The organism is Methylocella tundrae (assembly GCF_038024855.1).
GTDB classification, from domain to species: Bacteria; Pseudomonadota; Alphaproteobacteria; order Rhizobiales; family Beijerinckiaceae; genus Methylocapsa; species Methylocapsa tundrae.
Map to the genome: position 1 here is coordinate 2,938,077 of NZ_CP139089.1, position 22,251 is coordinate 2,960,327.

Genomic DNA, 22,251 nt, shown 5'->3' on the forward strand with positions numbered 1-22,251 from the left:
CGCCCGGGAGGAAAGGCGCCAAGTCGTTGTCTGCCTATGCGAGGGCTGCGTAAGCCCAGACTATTCAATCATCCCGCGCTGGCGCGCCGCTGCGCCAGATACCGATCGGACGCGCAACGAACGATGAAGCGTCAAAAAAAGTCGCGCTCCGGTGGTCAGTCCTGGTTTCGACACCCCTCGGCGGCCCGAGTAAAATGACGCATTAGCCGATCCGCGGTCTGTGAACCGAGACCAACCTTGGCAATCGCCTTCGTCATGCAGGCGAGCCAAAGATCCCGCTCCTTGCGGCCGATCGGAACATGCGCATGCATCTCTCGAAGATGCGCATGCCCATATTTCTGCACGTAATATTGCGGACCACCGAGAAAACCGGACAGGAAGTTAAATTGCTCGATTCGAGAATGGGCGACGCCGTGTCCCCGCAGATGAAGCAGATGTAGTTCCTTCGCCTCCGGGTCCGTCTCGACAATGTCGTAGAACGTCTCGACCAGCCGACGAATTTCCTCCTCGCCACCCATACTCTCATAGAGCGATTGCATTTGCCTCAGAGCGCGCACAAACGGATCCTCCATCGACGATCGGCGGGTTTTTCGATAAGCCGTAACGTCGCCTTGGGCCGCTAGAGCGCTTACCGATCGAATGGAGTCATTCGATCGCTCAGAAATCGCTCCAGCTTCAAAAGCTTGAGCATATTCTTCTCGATCAGATCGAACCGATCTGATCGGAATATGCTCTAGAGCTCCGCCTGCTCTGAGTGGGTTCCGCTCGACAACGCGGCGCCGTCATCGAAAGGCGCGAGATAATCGACGACCATTTTGCGAAAGCGGGTCAGCCCTTTGTAATCTTCAAGCTCCGGACGAAGATCGCGCAGCACGCGATGCAGGCGCTTGCGCCATTTATCGACTTTTGCGATATCGCCGACGCTGATCAGATAGCAGCGGATTCCGAACAGAATGGCGTTTGAGCGCGGCAGACGGAAAAGGGTCTGCAATTCAACGCGCAGAAACACCTTGTCGGCGACGTTTTCAGGGGTGACGGTCGTACGGTCCGGTCCCCACAGGGGATAATTTTCCGGGCTGGTGTCGAGCCTCGGATTGATGGTCATCGTCCAGTTCAATCTGCGCACCGGCTGGCCATATTGAAGCCGCAAGAGGAATTTCAGCGCGCGGTCGAAGACGCCGATCTGATGCGCGAGCGGAACCGGTCCGTGCCATTCGTGAAACGTCATGCCGATGTTGAATTCGAGCGACCAGTCAGCCTGCGTCGTGACCATTCCGCCGTCGACGAATAAATTGTCGTCGCGCTGGTCCTGCAGGGTGAAGTCGCCCTGCGCCTGGCGCGTGATATATTCGAACGGTTCGCAGGGGAGCGTCGCCTCATCGCCAAAGGTGAATGTTTGCTTCAGTCCGAGCGGGCGATTCTCCCAGGTCCAGCGGGCTCCATCCTTGGTGAGAGAGAAGTCCTGGGGGTAATCCCTGGCGAAGCTCTCCATGATGAGCTCCAGCGTGTCCCACTGAGCCGCCATCATATGCGGCAGCACCTTGCAACGGCCCGGATCCTCCTGCAGCACCAGGGCCCTCTCCCGGCATTCCGCTACATAGTGTTCGTCAATGTCGAACAGATGGTCGAGAGCCGGCGTCGCCCCGCCCCTGACATGAGGCTCGATGTTGACCGAGTACATGTAGGCGTCTTCGGGGAACGGGAACGGAAAGCGCAGGATGGCCTCGTCGCTGTTGCAAAAGGCGAAGTCGCGCCGGAATGTCTCAGTCGGTTTGAACCGCGTGTTCATCAATTTCTCCGCTTCATTTCGCTGATGTTGGCGCGCTTGCGTTCACATCATTGGCGTTTCAAACGGCCGAACCGGCGCTCCGCCGTGCTATAGATCGAGGATGAGGCTGTTGGTTTTCGCCCTCGAGACGCAAATCATGATTGACCGGTTCGATGCGTGCTCCCCGGCGTCAAGAAAATGATCGCGATGATCCGGCTCTCCCTCGATCACGCTCGTCAAGCACTCGCCACAGGCGCCGCCGCGACACAGGCAGGCAGGCTCAAGGCCGGCTTCCTCAATCGCTTCGAGCAGCGTCTGATCGTCGCGAACACTGACTTTGAGGCCGGAGCGCTGCAAGATCGCGATGAACGGAACGCCGCCGGCGTGTGCGCCGCCGAACGATTCAGAGTGAAGCTTCGACTTCGGCCATCCATGGTCTCGCGCGGCGGCGAGCGCCATCGTCATCAGGCCTTCAGGACCGCAGGTATAAAGATGCGTTCCCAGAGGTTGCGATGTGAGCGCTGCTGAAAGATCGAACGCCGCCGAAGCCGGATGAATATGGATGTTCGAGGCATCGAAGCAGGATAGAATGCTCTCGAAGACCGACACTTCCTCATCCCGGCAAAAGTGGTGCAGCTCGAACGGCGCTCCGTCTTGTTTCAACGCCGTCATATAAGCAAGAAAAGGCGTCACGCCGATGCCGCCGCTGACCATCAGATGTTTCTGCGCGATACGCGATATGGGGAACAGATTGCCCGGCTCGTGCGCGGCGACGATATGCCCTGTCTCGACGGCCTCATGCAGAAAGGCGGACCCTCCCCGCGATTGAGCGACCCGGCGCACAATGATGGCGAGGTGACTGCGATCAGCCGGCGCGGAGACGATCGAATAAGCGTTCTTCCAGCGCCGGCCGCCGCCCTGCAGCGTCAAGCGAAGATGAGCGCCGGGGCCCGCTGGCGGAAGTTCGCCGCCATCCGCGGCCTCAAAAACGAAGCGTTTCAGCAAAGGCGAGATTGGCTCGGCCTCGCGAACCCTCAAGGCAAGGTGCTCCACGAATTGATCAGCGCCGTTCATGGAAATGCCTCTTCAATTGAAGGGAGCTCGCCGGGGGATTCGGCGTCAACCTGCACCCCCATGAAGGCCGCGAGCCGCCGCGAAAAATGATCGCGGACGAGCAGATGCGCGCCACAGCCGCTGCAGGCGACAATATTGGTCGCGACGTTTTCTGTGAAAGCGCGGCAGTGGACGCAATAGACGCGCCGCCGTTCCGATCCGGCGTGGGTCAAGTGATATTCGCCATCATCCATGCCCGAGGAGCGCGCGAGCTTCGCGACGTCCCAGACGAAGGCTTCGAGCCCGACCGCATACAGGCGAAAGCCCATCCGTTCGCGCGCCAGACGATGGGGGAGCGCATCGAGCAACTGCGTCGTCGATCGGAAGCTACGCGAGATTGCGTTTAGCTCGGGCAGCGGAGATTGGGCGATCCTGCTGTCGCCGAGCGCGGACCAGAACTCGACTCTCGCATTGCCAGGCAAGGACGCCAGCAATTCGGCGCCTGGCGCCATCGCGTGATCGGCCGCGATAAGATGACTTCGTCCAGTCGGATCGATCGCCAAGGCCTCATATACAGGCCGACTGACTATGCCGGAAACAAGCACTTCAAACTCCTTGACCATCGCGCCAATGGCGACAAACCAAAACAGCCGCAATCCACCTCAGCGGCGCATTTAAGCCCTCACCCGGGATTTATCGGGATTGTAATGGGGGAAACGCGTGACTGTCGCCTTCAGCCGCTTCTGTTGTCCGTCCAGCTTCCCGATTTCGACAGGTGTTCCGATCGCGGCGTACGCCATATCCAACCGCGCCAGCGCGATCGTCTTTGCAAGCTTCGGCGAGCGCGTCGCGCTTGTGACGACGCCGACCTGGGCGCGTCCCACATGGACTGGATCGCCGTGGCCGACGTGTTCATTTCCCGCGATGTCGAGACCGACGAGTTGACGGACCGGGTGCGCGCGGCGCCGGGCGAGCGCTTCGGAGCCGACATAGGACTCCAGCTTCTCCGCCGGGACCGAAAAGCCAATGCCCGCTTCAAACGGATCGGTCTGATCGCAGAATTCGAAATGGGCGAAGATCAGACCGGCCTCGATGCGCACCATATCGAGCGCGGCGAAGCCGAACGGCGCGAGTCCATAGGGTTCGCCGGCCGCAACGATGGCGTCCCACACCTTTGGCCCGGAATCGGGATGGCACCAGATCTCATAGCCAAGTTCGCCCGTATAGCCTGTGCGGGACACGAGCACCGGAGCGTTCGCTATCTTGCCGATGGTGAAGCGGAACCATTTGAGTTCGTCAATTGAAGGCTGATGCGGCGGCGTCGCCAGAACTTCCCGTAGAATGTCGCGGGATCTTGGCCCTTGCAGGGCGACGTTATGGAGTTGATCCGTCGACGACTTGACCCACGCGCGCAGCCCTTGCTCCGCAGCCAGCTGACGCAGCCAGACGCCGCAATAATCGTCGCCGCAGACGAGGCGAAAATTATTCTCGCCCAGGCGGAAGACTGTGCCATCGTCGATCATGCCGCCATGCTCGTAGCAAAGAGCGGTATAGACGACCTGCCCGACCGCGAGCTTGCGGATGTTACGCGTGACGGCGCTCTGAAGCAGGGCTTCGGCGTCGGGGCCGGTGATCTCGAATTTGCGCAACGCGGAAAGATCCATCAAGGCTGCGCGCTCGCGGCAAGCCCAATATTCCGCAACAGGTCCGGCGGCGGCAAAGCATTGCGGCATCCAGAAGCCGCGGTATTCGATGAAGCCGCGCGTCAGCGCCGAGGTTCTTGAATGAAAGCCGGACTCGCGCGTCAGTTTCGGCGGCGCATCGGGTGTCATGCGGTGTGCTATCCCTTTGGAAAAGTTGGAGGCGGCGTCATAGACCCGGACGTGGATGTCGGTCGGCGCCCAGCCGTTGGCGGGGTCAATGTCATCGGCGCAGGAAGATGAGGCGCAGACGAGATCGGTCAGAGCGCGGAGCAGCACGTAGTCGCCCGGCCGCGACCAGGGTTCGTCCATCCCGATGCTGTTGTCGTGGGAGACGAATGTGTTGTAGAAAAAATTGACGGCCGGCCATCCGCGGCGGGGCCTGACGCCAAAAGCCGCGAGCGCCGCATTGAAATTATCAGTGCAGTTGCCATGCCCTGGATAGCCCATATCGTCGTAATATTTTGAATTGCAGGCCAGCATGAAGGTGTCGTGTCTGCCCACAGTGTCGCGCACGACTTCGACCAGTGGCCCCATGTCCTGATCAAAATATTTCGAATAGAGACCGGGCCCAGGCGTAGCGGAGCCCATCAGCGTGCGCGTCGTCGTTGGATCAATGGCGAGTTCGCGTCCGTCTGCGAGAGCCTTGGAGTCGAAGGCGAGAAAGTCAGAACATTGACGCCCCTCGACGTCGATGATCTGAATATATTCGCCAGCCGCGACGCGATAGCCGCTGGCCGTCGCGGCCTTCACGCGCAGATCAAGCCTTGGCGTTGCGAGGGGGGGTGGAAGCGCGGCGGCGCGGTCGTGCGGCGACTGGATATTGATCCGCAGCTCGGTCGGCGCATCTTGCTCGTCCGGCCGCATGCGGTCGCCCGGAGCCGCAAGGAGGCAGCGCATGTCGGCCGGCGCCTTGAAGCGGACGCTGGCGCCGGCCACGCTTTCACGGCCGAACAACAACGTCGTTTCCAGCAGCTCCGCATCTGCTCGCGCCGCTAGAAAGGCGCGGGCGAGTTCGGCGTCGGCGCCACAGGCGGTGACGCATTCATCACCGCCGAAGGTCAGCGTCGCAGCATCAGCGAAGTGGCTGCTCAGAACCGGCCTATCCGAGGCGACAAAAAGTTGACCGATCTGACGGCCTTCAGGATCGATGATTGTCGCCTCGTCGCCAGCGCGGAGGACGAAGGCGGCTGCGCCACCGCCCGGTGCGCAAAGCAGCCGCGATCGCGGCCGCAACCCTTTAGCTGAGACGTCAAGCGAGCGCGTTACTTCGAGATTCATTGTTACGCCCTATTCATTGGCGGCGGTTCACACTGCGTTAGCTCGTTCGAGCTGAAGCGCGCGCCGCTCATTCCGCGGCGGCGGGATGCTGCAAAAACGCCTCGAATGAATCGTCGAGCGCCTCGATCCATTTGGTGTGATGCGTTGGGGCGCGGTTTCCAGTCATGACCGAAACATAGCTGTTGTCGCGGTAGCCCATGATGCTCGCGGCCTTGTCGTTCTCCCACTCCTTGAACAATCGGGCGACGCGGTCGAGATCGAACATCGGATAGTCGGTGGCGGGAATGAGGTCGCGCACATATTCGGTCTGGAAGTCGATTCCGTCGAACGCGGTTTCGACTTTTTCCTCCAATGCGCGCCAGTGGTCGATGTCCTTCTGGCGCTCCTCTTTGGAAGGCAGTGCGATGCGCCCGAGAATGACGTCTCGCGCATACCACGCCTGCGCGTCGAACATGTTGAAAGTGAAATATTGATCCTGCATTCCAAGATAGATGAGCTTCGGATTGTCCTGCCAGAAGACGCCCTTGTAGAGCCCGCCCGGATAGAGCCGGTTCGACGTCTTGAGACGCAGATGATCCGGCAGGAACGGAAAATGATGCAGGTAGCCCGTGCATAAGAGAACGGCGTCGACCACCGCCTCGCTACCATCCTTGAAAGTGGCCGTCTTGCCGACGAGCTTGGTCAGTAGCGGTTTGACGGTGAAGCACTCCGGCCATTGGAAGTTCAGCGGTCTTGTCCGATAGCTGAAGGTGATCGACTTGGCGCCGTATTTATAGCACTGACTCGCGATATCCTCGGCGGAATAGCTGCTTCCGACGACCAGCAGGTCCTTTCCGACGAATTCGTTAGCGTCGCGGAAGTCGTGGGCGTGAAGCACGCGGCCAGGGAATACTTCGATGCCCGGAAAGTGGGGAACGTTCGGCGTCGAGAAATGGCCGCTTGCGACGACGACGTAATCGAAATCTTCAGAGTAGAGCTCGTCCTTTTTCAGATCTTTCACGGTCACCGTGAACTTCTGCGTCGCCTCATCGAAATCGATCCAGTGCGCGACCGTGTTGAAGCGCACAAATTTGCGCACATCGCTCTTTTCGACGCGGCCCATGATATAATCGTGGAGAACCGCGCGCGGCGGGTAGGAGGGGATGGGCCGGCCGAAATGCTCCTCGAAAGAGTAATCGGCGAACTCAAGACATTCCTTCGGGCCGTTCGACCAGAGATAGCGATACATGCTCCCATGCACCGGCTCGCCGAACTCGTCGACGCCTGTGCGCCATGTGTAATTCCAAAGACCGCCCCAATCCGATTGTTTCTCGAAGCACACGAGTTCGGGGACCTCGGCGCCCTTTTTTCCGGCCGACTGAAATGCGCGAAGCTGCGCCAATCCGCTCGGGCCGGCCCCGATGATTGCAACGCGAAGTGTCATGTCCAAATCCTTTTATTCAAAACTGTGGTTGATCATAGACGTTGGCGAACCCGTTCAGCGTGGAGACCGCTCGCTCAAGGGATGGGTGCGAAGACGAAGCGGATCGTAGAAGGGCGTTTTGACCACGCGCGCTTTGAAGATTCCGGCGTCGCTCCGGATCTCGAGCTCCGTCCCGAACCCTTTGTGCGCCGGCTCAACATGCGCCAGGGCGATCGAACGCATCAGATGCTGGCTGTATGTGCTGCTGTTGACGATGCCGGTCTGCTTGCCGCCTTTGAAGATCTGTGCGCCGGGCTCGATGGCCTCGTGATGATCGATCTCGATTCCGACTTGCGCAACGCGCTTCTGTCCGCGTCGGCGCGAGAGAGCGTCCTTGCCGCGGAACGAAGGCTTGTCGAGATCAACCGTCCAGTCGACGCCGACTTCCCATGGCGTGGTGTCGCCCTCTGGCATGTCATAAGGGAAGAACAAAAGGCCGCCCTCGACGCGCACGATGTCAAGACAGGCCCAGGAGACGGCCATCGCGCCGAAAGGCTTTCCGGCGTCGAGAATGGAGTCCCAGATGAAGACGGCGTCTGCGGCCCTGCAGAAGACTTCATAACCGCGCTCACCCGAATAGCCGCCCCGCGCGATCGAAACGTCGCGGCCAAACAGAGTGGTTTTCCGGTGCTCGAAATAGCGCAGGTCGGCGAGGTTCATGGGTGTATGGGGCGCAAGAATGTCGAGCGCCTTCGGTCCTTGAAGCGACAGAATATGCGTATCGTTGTCTTTGCGGAAATGCACTTCCCGCCCAGCGGCGATGCTCGGCAGAACATCCTCGAGTGCGCCGCCGCCGTGCGAAATCCGATAGGCGTCCGGACCGTCGCAATAAATCAGAACGTCGTCGATCAAAGAGCCGTTATCGTCGACGATATTGCTGAGCGCCGATGTGCCCGGCTTAATTTTTGTGATGTCGGAGGTAAGCATCTCGTTCAGCGCGCTGAGCGCGTCCCTCCCGGACACGTCGATGAGGCGCAGGGCCGTCACATCGAACAGGCCTGCGCTGGTTCGCACGGTTGTCGTCTCAACGTAAGGATCTGTAGCGTAGAGCTGCGGGATGGGCATGTCGTTCCAGGACGACTCGAATTTGGTCCCGAGTTGCCGGTGGCGTTCATTCAACACGGATTGGCGGGAATAGACATGGGTGTTCATCGAAGAGCGTCCCTTGATGCATTCCATTGAAGTTGGAAGCGTGTTTTTGAGAGAGCCGCGCCCGCACCGGAACGATTCGGGCGCGGAAGGTTTAGAGCTGGAAGAACCAGTTGGCGGCGAGCAAGACGACGACGCCGGCGATCAGCGTCAAATAGGGAAGAAAGCCGGCTTTCTTCGTCACAATCGTTTTTCCGTCGCCGATTTGAAGATCCTCAAAGGTCTCGTGCGGGAACTTGCCGCCGTCCTGGACATAGTGCCGGTAGAGAAAAACGGGGATGATGAGCGCCGCCGTGCCGAGGCCGGCCCATAGCGCCACCGGATTCCAGACTTTCGCGCCGGCGCCCATGAATATGACGTTGACGAAGGCGAAGACCGCGCCGAGCCCGATGATCCAGGAGGGCGCTTTGTATGGGCGCGGAACATGCCCCGAATCGATCCGGTGGAGCCAGCCGGAATTGAGATTGAGGAAGTTGAAGATGATGTAGCCGCAGTTAGACACCGCGAGGATGAAGAAGAAGCTCGTGGCGTCGGCGCAGGCGATGGCGAGGAGGATCAAATTGAAGGTCAGATCGGTCCACATCGCGCGCGTCGGCGCGCCATGCTCGTTGACATGGCTGAGGTAGCGGGGCAGCCAGCCATCGACCGATCCCTGATAGAGCGTGCGCGACGATCCGGCCATCGCGGTCATGATTGAGAGAATGAGAGCCAGTATCATCAGCATCACAAGGATGCTCTCGACAAATTTGCCGCCGCCGACCATATGCGCCATGGCCTGGGCGACGCCGGAGCCGTCGACGATCGCCGGATCGAGCATTCCGTTTAGGCCGAGTACGCCCTGGAATGTGAACGGCACCAGGATGAACAGGGCCATGCAAAGAAGGCCGGAATAAAAGATCGCTTTGAATGTATCCTTCGAAGGGTCGCGAAATTCGCTCGTGTAGCAGACAGCGGTTTCAAATCCATAGGTCGACCACGCGGCGATGAACATGCCGCCGAGGGCGAGAGTCCAACCCGGTATGTTCCAGCTTCCTGGTTCTGGCGCCGAGGCGGCCGCGAGTGGAACGAGCGGAGAGAAGTTACTCCAGTCCACTTTGCCGGTAAGAAGCGGAACCACACCGACGACGACCATTGGTATGATGACAGTCAGGCCAATCCATTTCTGGACATTCGCCGTGCCGAGAATGCCGCGGTGCTGAATCGCGAAAACCATCAACATCAAGACGGCGCCGACAAAGAACGCCGCATTGAACGAGAAGCTGACCGGGCCGATTGAGTGCGTGAACGCCGTCCAGTTGCGAATATCCGGCGTCAGCGCCGCAACCGCCGCCGCAGCCTTGTCGGCGTCGGACCCGGAGATGCTCGCGCCATGCGTTGCGAGCCATTGCGCGACTTCCGGTCCACTTGCCAGCGGGACGGGAGCCAGCGCGTTCAAGATGTAGGCCGCGGCAATTGAGCAACCAAGAGAGAGCACAGGGCTCCAGGCGAACCAGTTGCACCACACGGAGAGCGGAGCGACCAATTTCGAGTAGCGGACCCATGCCGCAGCGCCGTAGATCGAGGCGCCGCCGGATTTGTTCGGGAACAGGCCCGCTATTTCCGCATAGGTAAATGACTGAAGGAAGCCGAGGACGATCGAAACCGTCCATATGAGAAAGGCGAGCTTCCCGGTCGTTCCGGCGATGCCGCCAATGGAGAAGAGGACGAGGGCCGGGACGCCGCTCGCTACCCAGAAGGCGCCGGTCCAGTTGATAGATCGGTGAAGCTTTCCTTCAGCCTCGCTGCCGAGTGACGTCTCGACGATGCTTGTCATTCCCTCTCCTCCTTCGCGATTTCGATTCTTGTCGGCGTAGAGCTGCGGCCTAAGAGCACAGGTTTGGCGACGCTCGATTTAGACAGCGGTTAAACCGAATGTCAAAATAATTTCTTCGTAAGAAACCACTTTGAGCAGTATGCCTATAATGCAGTGTCATCGCCTATCAAATGAGCAAAGACATGAAAGCCATAGAGAGGTTGTGACAGGAGGTGTTATCCGACAGGCAAGCGTATAACGCTGCCAACGCTACGAAATGGGGTAGCTGGATACATAGGAGAGCAGTATCGTGATCGCCGTATGGCGACGCGATTATTCACTGCAGCAGAAGCGCGAGATTCTTAGAGAGTGTGTATGCGCTATATGAGACATGGATAAAACAAGATGGACTTGATTTATCTGCGGCCGCACAGCGGAAAATAAGCAATTGACAGAAGCTCGTGGCTCGAACGCCCGCTTCCAGTGGCGACCTGTCGCCACCGCCCGCTTTTATACTCTTGGATCGTCCCTCCAGACGTCTTGATTATGGTCCTGTTTAATTCGCCTCGGTGCATCGGCGCAATGGTGCCGATTGGCACTATCGAAGCCGGCAGATAGTGATAGGCGCCGTCTCCTCCTCCTTCATCCTCCATCCCCGCGCGCAGACGGGATCGCGCCGATCGAGCGACGACAAGCGAGGGAGCCAGTCTGGAACTCGGGCAGTCCGCACCGGGCATGCGCTTTGCTTGGCGACCGATCCGCTGGCTGATAGACGCGGACGGGGCAGACCGCCGTTGAAGACGCCGCCGTCGCGGCACGGAGGCGAAGGAACGTCACAAAAGGCTTGTGTTTTTAGTGTCCCCGGCGCGGGTGACAAGCTTTGTAGGCTCAAGATCCGGACGCCGTTGCAAATCCTTTGCGTTTTGGCTTTTGTCCCGGCAAGCTCTATCTCATTCTATGGATTGGACGCATGTCGCAATCGGCGGAATACGCGATGAGCAGTCATGTTGAGAAATCGCCGTTGCTTCGCTTCGATGACGAAGAATGGTTTCGGCGGCTTGGCGGGGTCGCGAGATCGATCGGGACGGACGGATTTCATCGAGAACTGATAGATCTATTTGGCGCCAGCATTCGACATGAATCGAGCTGGATCATCCGTTATTCACGAGTTGCGCCGCCTGATGTTATATATACCCATAATGTCTCCGATGAGACCGTCGATATCTATAATGAACAATGCTCGGGCGTCGATCCATTTTCACAGTATTGGAAAAGCAATGGCAGCCCTGGAGTTTTGACGCTCTCAGAACTGAAAAATTCAAGCGCGGAATCGATAATCTATAGCAGAATATTCCAGGCGGCGGCCAATGTGTCTGACGAGATGGGAATGTTCTTCTCGACTGTTGGACATTGCTGCTTTGGCCTTTTCCTTGAGCGCGAAAAGGGTCATTTTTCAAAGGCCGACGTGCAGCGCGCCCAGCTGATATTTCCGGCCCTCGAAGGATATCACCGGGCTCATCTCGGATGGCTGTTCAACGATCTTCGGCACACGAACGATACCGAAATAAAGGGCTTCATAAAGCGGCCCACATTGATTCAGGATCGCTTCGGCGTCGAGGTGTATTCCAATGAATCCTGGAATCAGGCGGTTGCCTCGGACGCATCCATCATGTCGACGGTCGCCACGCTGTTCGCCGGGTCGAGCCCTCAGACGCGTCTCCTGAAGGACTTTGTTCTTAAGTCGGAAGTGTTCGACAGGGATTTCCCACTGGCGCCGGGAGGGAGAATGTTCGTCCTCGAACCGCAGTCATCGTCCCGCGACGAGCCCGACTATATCAGCCGGATCGCCAGTATTTTGCACATCTTCACGCCACGCGAGCGCGAGATTTTGACCTTGATCATGAGAGGCCAAAATACCGGCCAGATCGCTCAGAAACTGGAGATCAGCAAGGGAACGATCAAGAATTGCAGGCTTCGCATTTACCGGAAGGCGGATGTCGTCTCGGAACGCGCGCTCGTCAAGAAGTTCACGCCGATTTTCCAGTCGCTCTGACTTTCCCGCCGCAGATCAAGCGAACCTGCGTATTTTCAACCCAATCGCGGGAGCCACACGCCGGGCGCGCGATTCGGACAAATGCAATCGCCGATCCTCGGACGCCCGGATGACCAGCCGATCAGCGGACATCTCATTCGATCGCTGCCGCGCCCATGAGCCCCGCGGCGCCTTGACGGAACATCAAGGGCCATCAGCTCGGCGAAAGCCGCCCCCGCCCGGAGGCGGTGGATTCTTGCCGGCGCCGGCGGCGCGTGATCGACCACGCCGCTTGCGCGCCTCAACGATATCGGCTCAGTTCTTCGCCTTGTCGACCAGCTTGTTGGCGCCGATCCAGGGCATCATGGCGCGCAGCTTTGCGCCGACTTCCTCGATCTGGTGCGAAGCGGCTTTTGCGCGCGTGGCCTTGAACGAGGTCTGGTTGACCTTGTTTTCAAGCATCCAGTCGCGGGTGAACTTGCCGGACTGGATGTCGTTCAGGACTTTTTTCATCTCGGCCTTGGTCTCTGGCGTCACGATGCGCGGACCGGTGACATATTCGCCATATTCGGCGGTGTTCGAGATCGAATAGTTCATATTGGCGATGCCGCCCTCATAAATGAGGTCGACGATCAGCTTCACCTCGTGCAGACATTCGAAATAGGCCATTTCGGGCGCATAGCCCGCCTCGACCAGGGTCTCGAACCCGCCGCGGATGAGTTCGACAAGACCGCCGCAGAGCACCACCTGCTCGCCGAAAAGGTCGGTCTCGCATTCCTCGCGGAACGTCGTCTCGATGATGCCGGCGCGGCCGCCGCCGATGGCCGAGGCATAGGACAGCGCGATGTCATGCGCATTGCCCGAGGCGTCCTGCGCGATGGCGATCAGGCAGGGCACGCCGCCGCCGCGCTTATATTCGGAGCGCACGGTGTGGCCGGGGCCTTTCGGCGCGACCATAGCGACGTCGAGATCCTTGCGCGGCTCGATGAGATTGAAGTGAATGTTGAGCCCGTGGGCGAATAAGAGCGCGGCGCCCTGCTTCAAATTCGGGGCGAGATGCTCCGTGTAAATGTCGCCCTGCAATTCGTCGGGGGTCAGCATCATCACCACATCGGCCCATTTCGCGGCATCCGCGACGTTCATGACCGTCAGGCCTTCGCCCTTGGCCTTGGCCGCCGTGGCGGAGCCCTCGCGCAACGCGACGGCGACATCCTTTACGCCGGAATCGCGCAGGTTCAACGCATGCGCATGGCCCTGGCTGCCATAGCCGACGATGGCGACCTTTTTCGACTTGATGAGATTGATGTCGGCATCCCGATCATAATAGACGCGCATGGCGTGATGTTTCCTCAAACTGCCGCAAGCTTTGCGGGCTTCAGATGATGATGAATGGGCGTCTTTTAGGCGCCGGGGCGGCTTTGTCAAAAATCATTCCGAGCTTTCACATCGGCTGCGGGCCGCGCGAGATCGCGGCGACGCCGGTGCGGGACACTTCGACAAGACCGATCGGCCGCATCAGCTCGATGAACTGATTGATCTTGTCGACGGCGCCTGTCAGCTCGAACACAAAACTCTCGATCGAGGCGTCGACCACGCGGGCGCGGAACGCGTCGGCGAGGCGCAGCGCCTCCTCACGGTCGGCGCCCTTGCCGGCGACCTTGATCATCGCCAGCTCGCGCTCGACGGAGCCGCCGCGCAAGGTGAGGTCGGTGACCTTGTGGATCGGCACCAGCCGCTCCAGCTGATGGCCGATCTGCTCGATCGCAACCGGCGTTCCAGACGTCACGATTGTGATGCGCGACAAATGCTCCGACTGCACCACCTCGGCGACGGTCAGACTCTCGATATTGTAGCCGCGGCCGGAGAAGAGGCCGACGACGCGGGCGAGCACGCCCGGCTCGTTGTCGACGAGCACGGAGAGCGTATGCGTCTCGATGTTCGATTTGCCGATCGCCGAGGAATAGGGCGAAAGAGGAGCGACTGGAGTGTTTGTCAAAGCATTCATCGCCTTTACACCAACATCTTGCCGGCTGCGTCGATCACGCCTTCGATGTCGTCATCGTCGGGCATCAGCATTTCATTATGCGCCTTGCCCGATGGGATCATGGGCAGGCAGTTTTCGGTCTTGTCGACGATGCAGTCGAAAACGACCGTCTGCGGCGAGTCGATCATCTCGAGGATCGCCGCGTCGAGGTCGGCCGGATTGGAGCAGCGGATGCCTTTGGCGCCATAGGCCTCGGCGAGCTTCACAAAGTCCGGCAGCGCCTCCGAATAGCTCTGCGAGAGGCGCCCGCCATGCAGCAGCTCCTGCCATTGCCGCACCATTCCCATATATTCATTGTTCAGGATGAAGATCTTGACCGGCAGGCGATATTGGATCGCGGTCGACATCTCCTGAATGTTCATCAGGATCGAGGCCTCGCCCGCGATATCGACGACGAGAGCGTCGGGATGGGCGAGCTGCGCGCCGATCGCCGCCGGCAGGCCATAACCCATTGTGCCGAGGCCGCCGCTCGTCATCCAGCGGTTCGGCTCCTCGAAATGATAATGTTGCGCCGCCCACATCTGGTGTTGGCCGACCTCGGTCGTAATGTAGGTTTTCCGCGATTTGGTCAGCTCATAGAGCCGCTGCACCGCATATTGCGGCTTGATCACCGTTTTCGAGGATCTGTAGGAAAGTGATTTACGCGCGCGCCAGCGATTGATCTGCGTCCACCACTGGCCAAGGGCCGAAGCGTCCGGCGAAGCCTTTTGCGCGCGATAGAGGTCGACCATCTGCCGCAGCACATGCGTGCAATCGCCGATGATGCCGAGATCGATCTTGACGTTCTTGTTGATCGAGGACGGATCAATATCGACGTGAATCTTTTTCGAGCCCGGCGAAAAGGCGTCGAGACGGCCCGTGATGCGGTCGTCGAAGCGCGCGCCAATGGCGATCATCAGATCGCAATCATGCATGGCGTTGTTGGCCTCGAAAGTGCCGTGCATGCCGAGCATGCCGAGCCATTTTTTGCCGGACGCCGGATAGGCGCCAAGGCCCATCAACGTCGAGGTGACCGGAAAGCCGGTGAGATCGACGAGTTCACGCAGCAGGCGCGAGGCTTCCGTCCCGGAATTGATGACGCCGCCGCCGGTATAGAAAACCGGCCGGCGCGCCGCCAATATCATCGCCACCGCCTGCTCGATCTTGTCGGCGTCGCCTTCAAGCTTCGGCTTGTAGGTTTTGTGCTCGATTTTATGCGGGCCGAAATAATCGCCGACCGCGAATTGCACATCCTTCGGGATGTCGATGACGACGGGACCCGGACGGCCATTCTGCGCGACGTAGAAAGCCTCATGCAGAATGCGCGGCAGATCCTCGATCTGGCGCACAAGATAATTATGCTTGGTGCAATGCCGCGTGATGCCGACCGTATCGCATTCCTGAAACGCGTCGGAGCCGATCAAATGCGTCGGCACCTGGCCCGTGATGCAAACGAGCGGGATCGAGTCCATCAAAGCGTCGGTGAGGCCGGTGATCGCGTTGGTCGCTCCGGGGCCTGACGTCACGAGGAGAACGCCGACCTTGCCGCTCGAGCGCGCAAATCCTTCCGCCGCATGCGCGGCGCCCTGTTCGTGGCGGACCAGCACGTGATGAATCTGGTTCTGGTGAAAGAGCGCGTCATAGATCGGCAGCACCGCGCCGCCCGGATAGCCGAAAAGCGTCTCGACGCCCTGGTCCTGCAACGCCCGGACGACCATTTCGGCGCCAGTCATCAGATTGGACATAATTTGCTCCGGATACACTCGAATGGTTCGACTTGCGATCAGTCAGGCATGCGAGAGGTTAGGTTTGCGGACAATAAAAAAGGCCCCTCAGGGCCTCGGACGTGCGCCAGATAGGGATAACGGAGTTATCTCCGTCCCATCTCCGACGCGCAAGATACGATGAGAAAAAATGTCACAATGCATCCTCTAACAAGAGTGCCGCGTTCTATATCCGAGCGCGGCTTCAGCGTCAATATGCCTGTAATACCCAAAATCGCGCGCCGCGCAGAAAAGCGATTGGCGATGAAAAGCGATGAGTATAGGAATCGGGCGCATGGCGCATAGCATAGGTTCGAGCCGGACGGCCCCCGGCTTTCTCGCTGTCAAAGCCCTGTTTTTCGACGTGTTCGGCACGCTGGTTGACTGGCGCGGCGGCGTCGCCTCGCAGGCGGAGGCCATCCTAACTCCTTTCGGCTACGCCCTGGACTGGCTGGCCTTCGCGGACGCCTGGCGCGGCGAATATCAAACCGGCATGGAGGAGGTCCGCTCGGGCCGCATCCCTTTCTCGAAGCTCGACGTGATCCACCGCCGCAACCTCGACCGCATCCTGCCGCGCTTCGGTCTCGAAGGCGCGCCGGAAGCCGCGCTGACCGCGCTGAACCTCGCCTGGCACAGGCTGCCCGCCTGGCCCGATGCGGCCCGCGGACTCGCGAAGCTGCGCGAAACATACATCCTCGCGCCGATGTCGAACGGCAATATTTCGCTGCTCGTCGATCTCGCGCGGCATAATGATTTCGTTTTCGACGCCATTTTCGGAGCCGAATTCGCCGGCGATTACAAGCCAAAGCCGGGGGTTTACCTGAAAGCGGCCGCAGCTCTCGACTTGCCGCCGAGCGCCTGTCTGATGGTGGCGACGCATAGTTCGGATCTTGCCGCCGCCGCGGCGTGTGGCCTTCGGACCGCGCATATCGCGCGCCCGGATGAGTTCGGAACGGGCGGCGCGGGAGAGGCGCGTCCGCTCGTTCCCGTTGATCTCGCCGCCGCAGGCATTGGCGATCTCGCCCGTCTTCTCGGGCTTGCCTCCCGCTGAGCTTGATCCGGCGGTTCTAAAAGCGTCACATAATATGGAGATAGCTTTGGAGGCGTCGCGCCGCCGCCGTGCGGCGTCGGAGGGTTTCTTTCCAATCCGCCCCGGCTCAGCTAGGTTCCGACAATGACCAGCATTCAAACGACGGCCCCGGCTTCAGCGCCGATCCGCCGCGTCACCGCGCGGGCGCTCCTCCTTGGCGACCGGATCGACCCCGCGGGGCTCGAACGATCGGATATGATCTCGGCCAATCCGCTCGCTTTCCATGTCGGCGGCAATGGCTTCGTCGCGCTGTACCGTTTCGGCGTCGCCGTGATGATCGGCCTGTCCCCGCTCGAGGAAGACGACGTCCTGAAACAGGTGAAACTGCGGGTTTCCGGTCCGCATGAGCATATCGACGACGAATCCGCCGTGCTCGAAATCTCCCCCGATTTCGATGACAAGATCCCGCCCGGCGGCGCCATAGCGATGAAGGACCTGTCGGAACAGCGTGTTCTCGTCGTGGCCGATGCGCTCGCGAAAACGGTTTCGCTCGGCCGCGACGAGCGTGAAGTCAACGCCGTCTTCGACATTATCGAGCCTTTCGCCGCCAGCCTCGCACGCAGCGGCCGGCCGCCCTGGAAACGGCGATCGATGCTGAAACTGATCGGCCAGACCCTTTTGGTGCAACACCGCGTCTCCGGCCGCGTCGCCGTCGAGGAAAAGCCGGACGTGTTATGGGATCGGCCAGACCTCGAGCGGCTCTACGCGCGTCTCGAAGATGAATATGAATTGAAGGAGCGCGCCGAAACATTGACGCGCAAGCTCGACATGATCGTCGAGACCGCGCGCATTCTGACGGACATTCTCGACGCCGATCGCGCGACGAGGCTGGAGGCGACGATCGTCATTCTGATCGTGGCGGAAATCTTCCTCAGCCTTGTCCAGATGGGTTTTTTGAAGCATTAGCGCGCTCATCGCCTGGCCGGCGCGTTCCTTTGAGAACTTTCTTCCTTCCATGACGCTTTTTTTTACAGCGTCGCGTCGTCCTGACGCTCACAACTTCTCAGGGCTATGCTTTTCTGCGACGCATAGCCTTCGTCCGAAAAGTCTCCAACTTTTCGGGGCTATACTCTTTCCTCGGCGCATAGCCTTTCTCCAAAAAGTCTCCAACTTTTCGGGGCTATGCTTTAGACCAGAGCGACGAGAAACCGAACACGGAACATCCGGCGCATGAGCGAAATGTTGAAGCAAAACTCCGATCTGAAGGCGGCGGAAAAAGCCGGAGGCCGCGGAAAGCCGCAAAACGCCTGGGTCAAGCTCGCTCTGGAACTGGGTCCGCTGGCGCTCTTTTTCTTCGCCAATGCGCGGCCCAAGGTGTTTGAGCCGATCGTTGCGCCTTTTCTTCCAGCATCCGTCCTGTCGGGCGACAGCGCCGGCCTTTTCATCGCGACGCTGGTGCTGATGGCGGCGGTCGTAGTCGCCCTTATCGCTTCATTTTCCTTGACGCGCCGTATTCCGTTCGTGCCATTGATGACGGCTGTGCTCGCCGTCGCGTTCGGCGCGCTGACGCTCTATCTGCATGACGCCACTTTCATCAAGATGAAGCCGACTGTGCTTTACGTCTGCTTCAGCGCCGCGCTGTTTGGCGGCCTTGCCTTCAATCGGCCGGTGCTGCCGATCCTGTTTGATCATGCGATGGCCCTGACCGAAGACGGATGGCGCGTGCTGACTTTGCGCTGGGCGACGTTTTTTCTCGTGCTGGCCGCCATGAACGAAATCGTTTGGCGAACCCAGGCGACCAACGTGTGGGTCGCCTTCAAGTTTCCCGGTCTCTTCATTCTGGTTTTTCTGTTCACGCTGGCTCAGTTGCCATTCATCATGCGCAATAAATTGGATGAGGAAGAAGCGGAAAAGGCGCCCGAACATTTCTAGTCAGATGAAGATTACCGATCTAACGCTGGCCCGTTCAGCAGGCAGCGAGTATGGAACAATAACCGCAAATAAAAAAGCATGATCACTCCGATTTGAAGCGATCATGCTCTATAGTCGATACTGTTGAATCCGGGTTGTGCGCAGTCCAGCGAGGCCGTGCTGGTCGATCGACATTTGCCATGAGAGGAATTCATCGACTGTCAAAGTATAGCGATTGCAGGCTTCCTCTAAGGACAACAGGCCGCCGCGCACAGCGGCGACGACTTCAGCTTTGCGCCGGATCACCCATCGCTTCGTGCTAGGCGGCGGCAAATCGGCTACTGTCAAAGGGCTCCCGTCCGGGCCGATGACATATTTCGCGCGATGACGATTGGGTTCGGCCATAATTAAAACTCACCGATCTGACTGCTTGATAGAGCTCAACATAGGACCTGTGTTTTAAGATTTGCCTAAACGCACATCGTTGTTTTGTTAACAATTCGTCATTACTCGACCGCGATTATTGTAGAATTTCTTGGAAAAGCATCGAATTTCGTGTCAACTTGAAACGTTCGCGGCGTTACGTTACGGAGAGCCGGGTGACGGGACTTGCGCGCTGGTTACTTCAGCCGCGCGGAAAACCTCGCTGGGGCGGCTCCTCTGCGACATTGCGCCGAGCGGTGAAGAGGCTATATGAGGTGGTAGACGCGCCTCGTCTTGGACGGGCGTTACGGGCGGCTCAGAACGGCCGGGGTCGGGTGTTGAATCGGTGAGTTGAACCAGGCGCGGCGGTCATTCGACGATTGCCGCTCAGCCATTGGCCCGGGGAGAATCGTCTGCGGCGGCAAGATCGAATGAGCGATGGCGACATGAATCTAAGTCCTCCGCCAGCGGCGAACGAGCGCGCCAATTCCAATGCGCTCAATTCGCTTGGCCTTGCGAAAACGCCCGCCGAGACCCGCGTCGTCGTTGCAATGTCGGGCGGGGTCGATTCATCCGTGGTCGCGGCGCTCCTTAAGGAGCAGGGCTATGACGTCATCGCCGTGACCATGCAGCTTTACGATCACGGTGAGGCGGTTCACAGGAAGGGAGCTTGCTGCGCGGGTCAGGATATTCATGACGCGCGTCTCGTCGCGGCCCGCCTCGGCATTCCCCATTACGTCCTGGATTATGAAGAGCGCTTTCGCGAAAAGGTCATTGATCCTTTCGCCCACAGCTACGCCACCGGCGAAACGCCAATTCCCTGCGTTTCCTGCAACAGCGAGCTGAAATTCGCTGATTTGTTCGAGACCGCGCTCGGTCTTGGCGCGGATGTGCTCGCGACCGGCCATTATGTCTCGACAAGAGGCGACGAGGCCGGCGAGCGGGCGCTGTATCGCGCCTTCGACAGCGCCCGCGATCAGAGCTATTTCCTGTTCGCGACGACAAAGCCGCAGCTCCAGCTCCTGCGTTTCCCCTTGGGGGATATGACGAAGACGCAGGTGCGGGCGCTGGCGCGGCGGTTCGGCCTGATTGTCGCCGACAAGGCCGACAGCCAGGACATCTGTTTCATCCCAAACGGCAAATATAGCGACCTCATCGAACGGCTGTCCCCGGGCGCCGCCGTTCCGGGCGATATCGTCCACGTCGATGGCCGCGTGCTCGGCCGCCATGCGGGCGTGATTCATTACACTATCGGTCAGAGACGCGGCCTTGGGCTCGGCGGAACGAACACCGGCGAGCCTTTGTTCGTCGTCAAGCTTGACGCCGCGCAGGCGCGTGTCGTCGTGGGGCCGCGCGAGGCGCTGGCCACGCGTCGGGCGCATTTGCGCGCGCTGAACTGGATCGGTGATGGCTCCCTGACCGATATTTCCGCCGCGGGCCGGCCTATTTTCGTGCAGGTGCGCTCGACGCGCCCCCCGGTATCGGGAATCCTTTACCTCCGCGGCGAAGACGCCTTCGTCGAATTCGCCAATGACGAAGATGGCGTGTCGCCGGGCCAGGCCTGTGTTTTTTATGCGTCCGACCAGCCGCAGGCGCGGGTTTTGGGCGGCGGCTTTATCAGCTCGACGGAAGCTGCGCCTCGCCTCCATCCTTGGGAATCTGCGGATATACAGGTCGAGCCGGCTCAGCTTTAATGGCCGAGAGGTTCAGCGCGTGAACTTCAACACTGACTAACGTTGGGGCTGGGCTTCGGCTAGCATGGCTCCGGGCGCAGCTGGGGGATGGGCCTTTGACAGAGCAGAACCATTCGGGGCAGGCGAGCGCCCTCGAGGCCGTTTACGCGCCCGCTGCCGCGGATGCGGCCGTTCTCGACAATATTCACGTGAAATCATCTTATGCGCGCTGGGCGCCCATCTATGATCTCGTCTTCGCGCTCGTGCTGCGGCCGGGGCGCCAGGCGGCGGCGGCCGCGGCCGAACGTCCGGGCGGGCGCGTTCTCGACGTCGGCGTTGGCACCGGACTCGAACTGCCGATGTTCGACCGGCGCACCCATCTGATCGGCGTCGATCTCTCCGAACCCATGCTGCGGCGGGCGCAGCGGCGCGTCTCGGCGAAAGCGCTGGCCAATGTCGAAGGCCTCATCGTCATGGACGCGATGCGGCTTGCCTTTCCGGACGCGCATTTTGACGCCGTCGTCGCGCCCTATGTGCTGACTGTCGTGCCGGAGCCTCACGCAACGCTCGACGAACTGGTCCGCGTGGTGAAGCGGGGCGGCGAAATCATCCTCGTCAATCACATTGGCGCCGCGAAAGGCCCAATGGCCTGGATCGAATCCTGGCTCAGCCTGCGCAGCGCGGACCTTGGCTGGCGCCCTGGATTTCAATGGTCGATTCTCGGTGACTGGATCGCTGCTAACCGGTCGGTCAGGCTGCTCGAACGACGCCGGCTCGCGCCATTCGGCCTGTTTACGCTTGCGCGACTGCAGAAGCTTTGAAGGTTTTAAGCGAGCAAGGTCAGGCGATAATGTCCGGCGTCAGCTGATCCTCGATAAAGAATAACCGGTCGCGCAGAATAAGCTTGCGTTTCTTGAGCCGCTGAATCTGAAGCTGATCGGCCGCGCCAAGATGGAGGAGAGCTTCGATCGCGACGTCAAGATCGCGATGTTCCTGACGCAAATGCTCGAGCTCAGCCTGCAACGACGCGCGGTCCGCCTCGCTCACCTTGTCCGTCATGATTTCAGCACCCTTGGACTTCAACAGCTTTGATCGTGGAATCCCTCGAAAGGCGAAACCCAAAGCCAAGCTTCATCCGATGCGCGAAAATAGGGTGGCCGCCCGCCCGCGGCAAGCGCAATGGCGGAGGCC

General features: G+C 59.8%; 19 protein-coding genes. 6 read left to right on the forward strand and 13 right to left on the reverse strand.

Annotated features, from left to right (window positions below):
• Nucleotides 1–155: 155 nt before the first annotated feature.
• The 8 genes from SIN04_RS15770 to SIN04_RS15805 form a co-directional block, all read right to left on the reverse strand.
• Nucleotides 156–557: a group II truncated hemoglobin gene (locus SIN04_RS15770; RefSeq protein WP_244605840.1), complete on the reverse strand. Its 402-nt coding sequence runs from the start codon at nt 555–557 to the stop codon at nt 156–158.
• Nucleotides 558–733: 176 nt separating this feature from the next.
• Entirely contained in the window at nt 734–1,789 is a 1,056-nt protein-coding gene (locus SIN04_RS15775) for a heme-dependent oxidative N-demethylase family protein (protein WP_134490697.1), read from the reverse strand.
• A gap of 87 nt (nt 1,790–1,876) precedes the next feature.
• Complete coding sequence (locus SIN04_RS15780) at nt 1,877–2,842, reverse strand: PDR/VanB family oxidoreductase (protein WP_134490699.1); 966 nt, start codon at nt 2,840–2,842, stop codon at nt 1,877–1,879.
• Nucleotides 2,839–3,477: a dimethylamine monooxygenase subunit DmmA family protein gene (locus SIN04_RS15785; RefSeq protein ID WP_280178177.1), complete on the reverse strand. Its 639-nt coding sequence runs from the start codon at nt 3,475–3,477 to the stop codon at nt 2,839–2,841. The genes SIN04_RS15780 and SIN04_RS15785 overlap by 4 nt, the downstream gene beginning before the upstream one ends.
• Before the next feature lie 18 nt (nt 3,478–3,495).
• Entirely contained in the window at nt 3,496–5,802 is a 2,307-nt protein-coding gene (locus SIN04_RS15790) for a DUF1989 domain-containing protein (RefSeq protein ID WP_134490701.1), read from the reverse strand.
• Nucleotides 5,803–5,869: 67 nt separating this feature from the next.
• Complete coding sequence (locus SIN04_RS15795; RefSeq protein ID WP_134490703.1) at nt 5,870–7,225, reverse strand: NAD(P)-binding domain-containing protein; 1,356 nt, start codon at nt 7,223–7,225, stop codon at nt 5,870–5,872.
• Nucleotides 7,226–7,279: 54 nt separating this feature from the next.
• Nucleotides 7,280–8,416 carry an aminomethyltransferase family protein gene (locus SIN04_RS15800; protein WP_134490705.1) on the reverse strand — a complete coding sequence of 379 codons (1,137 nt, stop codon included), beginning with the start codon at nt 8,414–8,416 and terminating at the stop codon, nt 7,280–7,282.
• A 91-nt stretch (nt 8,417–8,507) separates the two neighbouring features.
• Nucleotides 8,508–10,226 carry an APC family permease gene (locus tag SIN04_RS15805; RefSeq protein ID WP_134490707.1) on the reverse strand — a complete coding sequence of 573 codons (1,719 nt, stop codon included), beginning with the start codon at nt 10,224–10,226 and terminating at the stop codon, nt 8,508–8,510.
• Between the two features lie 973 nt (nt 10,227–11,199).
• On the opposite strand from SIN04_RS15805, the gene SIN04_RS15810 reads away from it, so the two are divergent.
• Nucleotides 11,200–12,258: a helix-turn-helix transcriptional regulator gene (locus SIN04_RS15810; RefSeq protein ID WP_134490709.1), complete on the forward strand. Its 1,059-nt coding sequence runs from the start codon at nt 11,200–11,202 to the stop codon at nt 12,256–12,258.
• A 294-nt stretch (nt 12,259–12,552) separates the two neighbouring features.
• Here SIN04_RS15810 and ilvC read toward each other — a convergent pair whose 3' ends face one another.
• The 3 genes from ilvC to SIN04_RS15825 form a co-directional block, all read right to left on the reverse strand.
• Nucleotides 12,553–13,572 carry a ketol-acid reductoisomerase gene (gene ilvC / locus SIN04_RS15815; protein ID WP_174512419.1) on the reverse strand — a complete coding sequence of 340 codons (1,020 nt, stop codon included), beginning with the start codon at nt 13,570–13,572 and terminating at the stop codon, nt 12,553–12,555.
• Between the two features lie 106 nt (nt 13,573–13,678).
• Nucleotides 13,679–14,242 carry an acetolactate synthase small subunit gene (gene ilvN / locus SIN04_RS15820; protein ID WP_134490713.1) on the reverse strand — a complete coding sequence of 188 codons (564 nt, stop codon included), beginning with the start codon at nt 14,240–14,242 and terminating at the stop codon, nt 13,679–13,681.
• Between the two features lie 5 nt (nt 14,243–14,247).
• Complete coding sequence (locus tag SIN04_RS15825; protein WP_134490715.1) at nt 14,248–16,005, reverse strand: acetolactate synthase 3 large subunit; 1,758 nt, start codon at nt 16,003–16,005, stop codon at nt 14,248–14,250.
• Nucleotides 16,006–16,318: 313 nt separating this feature from the next.
• Here SIN04_RS15825 and SIN04_RS15830 point away from each other — a divergent pair, with 313 nt between their 5' ends.
• The 3 genes from SIN04_RS15830 to SIN04_RS15840 all read left to right on the forward strand — a co-directional run bounded on the left by SIN04_RS15830 (nt 16,319) and on the right by SIN04_RS15840 (nt 18,985).
• Nucleotides 16,319–17,074: a haloacid dehalogenase type II gene (locus tag SIN04_RS15830; RefSeq protein WP_134490717.1), complete on the forward strand. Its 756-nt coding sequence runs from the start codon at nt 16,319–16,321 to the stop codon at nt 17,072–17,074.
• 123 nt (nt 17,075–17,197) lie between these two features.
• Entirely contained in the window at nt 17,198–18,019 is an 822-nt protein-coding gene (locus SIN04_RS15835; RefSeq protein WP_174512416.1) for an RMD1 family protein, read from the forward strand.
• A 264-nt stretch (nt 18,020–18,283) separates the two neighbouring features.
• The gene (locus SIN04_RS15840) at nt 18,284–18,985 is read left to right on the forward strand and encodes a septation protein A (protein ID WP_341264048.1); all 702 of its coding nucleotides are present in this window, start codon (nt 18,284–18,286) and stop codon (nt 18,983–18,985) included.
• Between the two features lie 108 nt (nt 18,986–19,093).
• Here SIN04_RS15840 and SIN04_RS15845 read toward each other — a convergent pair whose 3' ends face one another.
• The gene (locus SIN04_RS15845; RefSeq protein ID WP_134490723.1) at nt 19,094–19,369 is read right to left on the reverse strand and encodes a DUF1153 domain-containing protein; all 276 of its coding nucleotides are present in this window, start codon (nt 19,367–19,369) and stop codon (nt 19,094–19,096) included.
• A gap of 464 nt (nt 19,370–19,833) precedes the next feature.
• On the opposite strand from SIN04_RS15845, the gene mnmA reads away from it, so the two are divergent.
• Together mnmA and SIN04_RS15855 are read left to right on the forward strand one after the other, a co-directional pair.
• Complete coding sequence (gene mnmA, locus SIN04_RS15850) at nt 19,834–21,081, forward strand: tRNA 2-thiouridine(34) synthase MnmA (protein ID WP_134490725.1); 1,248 nt, start codon at nt 19,834–19,836, stop codon at nt 21,079–21,081.
• A 182-nt stretch (nt 21,082–21,263) separates the two neighbouring features.
• Entirely contained in the window at nt 21,264–21,881 is a 618-nt protein-coding gene (locus SIN04_RS15855; protein WP_244605995.1) for a class I SAM-dependent methyltransferase, read from the forward strand.
• A 19-nt stretch (nt 21,882–21,900) separates the two neighbouring features.
• Here SIN04_RS15855 and SIN04_RS15860 read toward each other — a convergent pair whose 3' ends face one another.
• Nucleotides 21,901–22,119 (reverse strand): YdcH family protein, encoded by a 219-nt coding sequence (locus SIN04_RS15860; RefSeq protein WP_134490729.1) that lies wholly within the window; start codon nt 22,117–22,119, stop codon nt 21,901–21,903.
• Between the last annotated feature and the right edge of the window lie 132 nt (nt 22,120–22,251).